Origin of the sequence: Streptomyces durocortorensis (assembly GCF_016901035.1) — a bacterium.
GTDB lineage: Bacteria > Actinomycetota > Actinomycetes > Streptomycetales > Streptomycetaceae > Streptomyces > Streptomyces durocortorensis.
The window spans coordinates 1-5,440 of record NZ_JAFEUF010000348.1 but is presented as its reverse complement, the minus strand read 5'-3'; the positions used below and the strand labels follow the sequence as shown (position 1 = coordinate 5,440).

6 protein-coding genes are annotated in these 5,440 nt (G+C 72.8%); 5 read left to right on the top strand and 1 reads right to left on the bottom strand.

The window, feature by feature from the left end; all coding sequences use genetic code 11:
- Positions 1–2: 2 nt before the first annotated feature.
- From JS521_RS33375 to JS521_RS33365, 3 genes are all read left to right on the top strand, one after another.
- Positions 3–1,202 carry a mannosyltransferase family protein gene (locus JS521_RS33375; protein ID WP_372448641.1) on the top strand — a complete coding sequence of 400 codons (1,200 nt, stop codon included), beginning with the start codon at positions 3–5 and terminating at the stop codon, positions 1,200–1,202.
- Between the two features lie 100 nt (positions 1,203–1,302).
- Positions 1,303–2,535, top strand: coding sequence for a hypothetical protein (locus tag JS521_RS33370; protein WP_205086639.1), 1,233 nt, complete (start codon positions 1,303–1,305; stop codon positions 2,533–2,535).
- The gene (locus JS521_RS33365; RefSeq protein ID WP_205086638.1) at positions 2,529–2,984 is read left to right on the top strand and encodes a P-loop nucleotide/nucleoside kinase family protein; all 456 of its coding nucleotides are present in this window, start codon (positions 2,529–2,531) and stop codon (positions 2,982–2,984) included. The genes JS521_RS33370 and JS521_RS33365 overlap by 7 nt, the downstream gene beginning before the upstream one ends.
- A gap of 99 nt (positions 2,985–3,083) precedes the next feature.
- Here the strand turns inward: JS521_RS33365 and JS521_RS33360 are convergent, their stop codons facing one another.
- Entirely contained in the window at positions 3,084–3,479 is a 396-nt protein-coding gene (locus JS521_RS33360; protein ID WP_372448642.1) for a MarR family winged helix-turn-helix transcriptional regulator, read from the bottom strand.
- A 144-nt stretch (positions 3,480–3,623) separates the two neighbouring features.
- Between JS521_RS33360 and JS521_RS33355 the strand changes: the two genes are divergently transcribed.
- Together JS521_RS33355 and JS521_RS33350 are read left to right on the top strand one after the other, a co-directional pair.
- A complete protein-coding gene (locus JS521_RS33355; protein WP_205086636.1) occupies positions 3,624–4,691 on the top strand; it encodes a GNAT family N-acetyltransferase in 1,068 nt (355 codons plus the stop codon).
- Positions 4,688–5,437 (top strand): formylglycine-generating enzyme family protein, encoded by a 750-nt coding sequence (locus JS521_RS33350; RefSeq protein WP_205086635.1) that lies wholly within the window; start codon positions 4,688–4,690, stop codon positions 5,435–5,437. Before JS521_RS33355 ends, JS521_RS33350 begins: the two co-directional genes overlap by 4 nt.
- Positions 5,438–5,440: the final 3 nt, after the last annotated feature.

Genomic DNA, 5,440 nt, shown 5'->3' with positions numbered 1-5,440 from the left:
CGCTGTTCCTCGCGTTCGCCCTGCCGGCCTGGCTCGCGGCGATGCGGCACCGGTGGGCGGCGGCCCGCCTGACCCCTGCCGACCGCAGCGTCCTGTGGCTCTACCTCCTGACCCGCGTATCGCTGTGGATCACGGCCCACTTCGCCCGCTGGCTGTTCCCCGACCGGTCCGGCACCCGGGCGGCGGCCCCGGTCCTCGCGCCGTTCCAGCACTGGGACGCGAACCACTACCTCCACATAGCGCGGGACGGCTACTTCCCCGCCGGTTCGGGTCCGTGGACGAGCGGCTGGGACAACCGGGAGGCGTTCTTCCCGGGCTACCCCGTCCTTCTCCGCGCCGTGCACACCGTGGTGCCGGACTGGACGGCGGCCGGGCTGCTGATCTCGTTCGTCGCGGGCGCGGTGGCCGTACTGGCCCTGGCCCGTATCGCGCGGGCGTATCTGCCGGAGGACGCGGCGGGCCACCGTACGGCCGTCCTCTTCCTGCTCTCCCCGTGCGCGGTGTTCCTGGCTGCGGGCTACACGGAGGCGCTGTTCCTCGCGTTCGCCCTGCCGGCCTGGCTCGCGGCGATGCGGCACCGGTGGGCGGCGGCCGCCGTACTGACCGCGCTGGGGACGACGGTGCGGGTCAGCGGACTGTTCCTCGCCGCGGCGATCGGGCTGCTGTTCCTGCTGTCCGTCCGTGCGGGCGAGGGACGGCGGACCTGGCGGTCGGCGGGCTGGACGCTGCTGCCGGCGCTGCCCCCGGCCGCGTACAGCTGGTATCTGCACGCCCACACCGGCGACTGGATGGCCTGGAAGCACGCGCAGGAACGCGGCTGGTACCGCACGTTCCACACCCCCTGGGAGGCGTGGGCGAACACCTGGACCGGGGCGTTCGGCGGCACGCAGTCGACGGGCTACGCGTTCATGTTCCAGGCGGAGTTGGCGGCGATGCTGGTGGGTCTTGCCCTGGTGGCGCTGCTGGTACGCCGACGCCGCTGGCCGGAAGTGGTGTACGTGGCCCTCAGCCTGTGGGCGCTGGGCACCTCGTACTGGTACACGTCCATCCCGCGCGCGACGCTCCTGTGGTGGCCGCTGTGGATCGGCCTGGCCGCGCTGAGCCTGCGTCGGCCGTGGTTCAGGACGGCGTACCTGTGCGTGGCCGCCCCGGTGACGACGCTCGTCGCGCTGACGTTCCTGACGGGGAGGTGGGCGGGGTGAGGCGGGGTGAGGAGACGGGGACCGGTCCCCCGGGACCGGTGTACCGGCCGACGTATATCGGCTGGCGGGCCGCCGCCCGCGTCGGGCAGGGTGCCGTGTGATGAGCGACGAACACGAGATGCCGTATGCACACCCCGACTCCATGGACGGCTTGCTGCAACGTGGACGTGGTCCGGGCGCGGTGCGGGCGTTCCGGTACCGGCGGGGGGCCGCCGCGTTCGTGTACGACGGGATCCGCCGTGACTGGCGATGGGACGGGACCGATGACCGGTCTCTGTACCTGGCGCGGTTGATCCGGGACGGGGAGCTGTCCCCTGCACCGGTCGTGGGCATGCTGGCGGGCGATGGGGAGACCTGCCTGCGGGCCTGCGAGGTGCTGGAGCTCCTCGCTCTCGCCGGATCGGACGAGGCCAGGGAAGGGCTTCGTGCGTACGTCCGCGAGGGCGAGCACTGGGTCCGTGTGCTGGAGTCGGTGGCGGCCTGCTGGCCGCTGGAGTGGTGGGAAGACCTCGGTGACGTCGCACGTGCCCGGATCGCCGCGGAGACGGAGATCCCGTGGGGCCCTGAGCCGTGGACCCGGTTCGGTGTCGAGACCCGGAGCCGCCCTGTCGTCGCGCGGCCGTCTCCGGTCGGGCTCGGCACCGCGGAACTGCTCGCCCTGCTCGCCGACGCCCGTACGGAGAACGCCACGAAGACCGACGCGCTGCGTGAGCTGAACGGCCGAGAGCCTGCTGAGGGGTTGATCCCCCTGGTCCCCTTGCTGGGTACGCCGGACGGCCGTCGATCCCTGCCCTTGGTCAGGCGCGCTGTCGAGCGCCTGGGAGCCCTCGCCGTACCGGCGGCGCGCGGCTGGGTACGGGACGACTGCCCCTGGCTGGCCCGGTTGGGCGCGGACGTCCTGGCCGACCACCCCGGACCCGACGCCGTTGCGGGGCTTGTGGACGAACTCGCCGGACAGTGGACATCGCGGACCTGGTGCGGCCCCGACCGGACCGCCCGGCGTCTGGCGCGGTTCGACGCCGATGCCGCCGACGCCCTGCCGTACCTGCGCCGCTTCTGGCAGTTCACCCCTCACTCCTACGAACGGACCGTGTACCTGGAGGCGTGGGCCGCCATCGGGCGCGACGGCCTGGACTCCCTGTTCACCGAGTCCCTCTGGGACTGCGAGGAGACGACACGGCTGCTGGGGGTCGCCTCGGCACCTTCGAACGCGGAGGTCCTGGGGAGGATCGCCGTACTGCGCGATGATCCGATGGAGACGGCCGAGGTGAGAGCCGCAGCGCGGGTCCGGCTGACGGCCCCGGTCGGCCGTGCGAGGGTGGGCTCGTGCTGATCGCGATGGCCGGGCTGCCCGGTGCGGGGAAGAGTTCGGTCGCCGAGGAGCTGGGGCGGAAGTCGGCCGCTCCCGTCGTGTCGGTGGATCCGATCGAGGCCGCGATGCGGCGGGCCGGGGTGGCTCGTAGCCAGCCCACGGGTCTCGCCGCGTATGCCGTGGCAGTGGCGGTCGCCGACGGGGTGCTGGCCCTGGGCCAGACAGTGATCATCGATGCGGTCAACGCTGTGGAGGAGGCACGGGCGCAGTGGCGGTCGCTGGCATCTCGTCGTGGCGTGCCGGTGGTGTTCATCGAGGTGGTGTGCTCCGACCCTGTGGTGCACCGCCGGCGGTTCGAGGGCCGGTCCCGGGGGATCGAGGGCTTCGACGAGCCGACGTGGGAGGCGGTGGAGAGGCGACGGGAAGAGTTCGCTGCGTGGGCCGACGACCGACTGGTCCTGGCAGCATGATCGACCTGACTCGGAACGTCTCGACCGCCATGGAGTTCCTGACTGCGGCGTCCTGATTCCCGGCCAGGAGACGCCGTTCTCGAACGGTCCTGCCCTGCCCTACAGGCCGTCCCGGTCGGCGCTGAGCTTCTGCGCGATGCGGCCGAGCGCCGCCAGCTCGTCGGGGGCCAGCCGGTCGACGAAGTGGCGGCGTACCGAGGCGACATGGGAGGGCGCGGCGTCCCGCAGCGTGTCCCAGCCCGTGGGGGTCAGGACGAGGAGGCAGCCCCGGCCGTCGGCGGGGTCGGGGGCGCGGCGGATGAGTTCGCGGGCCTCCATGCGGGAGGCGTGCCGGGACAGGCGGCTGCGTGACCAGCCCATCTTGGCGGCCTGTTCATGCAGTGTGCTGGTGCCGTCCTCGTGCTCGGACAGGGTGCTGAGCACCTCGTAGTCCGGCTCGGACAGGCCGAGTTCGGCCAGGTCGTGGGCGGTGCGGACCTGGACGGCGGTCACCATACGGAGGTACGCCCGCCAGGCGCGCTCCTCGTCGGGTGCGAGCCAGTCGACCGGGGAGCCCGTCTTGGCCGAGGACTCCGTCTCGACCGGGGAATCCGCCTCATTCGTTGACATGTAATCAATCTACCGGCTAATTTCGTTTCCATGACAACGAAGCGCTTGCGCATCCTCGTTCTGGTCTGCAGCACCCGCCCCAACGCGCTCGGCCCCGCCGTCGGCCAGTGGCTGACCGACACGCTCGCACCCAGCGCCGACCTGCTCGGCGCGGACCTCGTGCCCCTGGCGATCGGCGATCTGGGGCTCCCCTTCCTGGACGAGGAGGAGCATCCGTCGACCGGTGTCCACCAGCACGAGCACACCCGCCGCTGGAGCCGGGTCGTCGACGGCGCGGACGGCTTCGTCCTCGTGACGCCGGAGTACAACCACGGCATGCCGGCGACGCTGAAGAACGCCCTCGACTACCTGGGCCCCGAGTGGGCCTGGAAGCCGGTCGGCTTCGTCAGCTACGGCCACACCTCGGCGGGCACCCGCGCGGTCCAGCACGCCAAGCAGGTGGTGACCACTCTGCGGCTGGTCCCCCTGGGGGCGACCGTCGCCCTGCGGATCGCGGACGCGATGCAGGGGGACCGCCTGGCCCCCGAGGCGCGCCATGCGGACGCGGCGGAAGGGCTGCTCGCAGAACTGGTGCGGCTGGCAGGGGCGTTGCTCCCGATGCGCGAGCGGGAGCGTACGGCATCCGTCGCGGGTCCGCTCCCCGGCTCGTACGCACGCCCGCTCGGCCCGGACGACGCCGCCGAGGTGACCGTGCTGCAACGCTGCTGCTGGATGGAGGAGGCGATCGTCAACGACACCCTGGCGATCCCGGCGCTCCACGAGTCACCGGCCGACATTCGCGCCTGGCTGGCCGACTGGCAGGCGACCGGCCTCTGGCGGGACGGCCGGCTGCTCGGCATGGTCCGCACCCGCCGCACCGGCACGGACCTGCACGTGGGACGGCTCGCCGTCGCCCCCGACCTGCGGGGACTCGGCGTGGGCCGCTGGCTGCTGCGCCGGGCGGAGTCGGCGGGGGAGGGAGCCGGCCGCATCGTCCTGTCGACCGGCGCGGCCAGCCACCGCAACATCGCGCTGTACCAGCGACAGGGGTACGAGCTGCTGCCCGAGGCGCAGGAGGCCGGTGCGGTGGATCTGGCGAAGACGGTGGTGGCGGCATGAGCCCGGACGCGGAAAAGGAGGAGAGGGTGGACTGGGTCGACGTTCCTGCCGGGACGCTGCGTCGCGGTACGCCCGCCGAGGAAGTCCCCGCGGTGGCGCGCCGTTACGCGGACACCGGGGTACCGGCGGCGTGGTACCTGAAGGAGGCCCCGGCTGCGCAGATCCACGTCCCGGCGTTCCGGATCGCCCGTACACCGGTCACGGTCAAGCAGTGGTTCCGCTTCGCGGCGGCCACGGGACGCCCCGCCCCGCAGGGTTCGCCGGACCACCCGGTCATCGGGGTCACGTGGGAGGAGGCGACGGCGTACTGCCGGTGGCTCGGAGACCACCTCGACCTCGACGTACGCCTGCCCACGGAGGACGAGTGGGAGCGGGCGGCACGGGGGGACGACGGCCGGGAGTTCCCGTGGGGCGAGGAGTACCGCACGGGCCTGGCCAACCTGGTGGACCTGGGCATCGGCACGACGACGCCGGTCGGCTCGTTCCCCGAGGGCGCGAGCCCGTTCGGGGTGCTGGACATGGCGGGCAACGCCGATGAGTGGACGTCCACCCTCTACGCCCCGTACCCGGGCGCGCCCGCCGAGGTGCCGGAGACCGAGGACTGGGCGTTCGACCGCCACATCACGCGGGGCGGGGCCTTCCGCCACGACCGGGATCTGGCGAGGTGCGCGCGACGCCATGGGGCTTATGAGCAGGACCTGGCGGCGATCGGGGTGGGGTTTCGGGTGGCGGGGCCGGTTGGGTAGCCG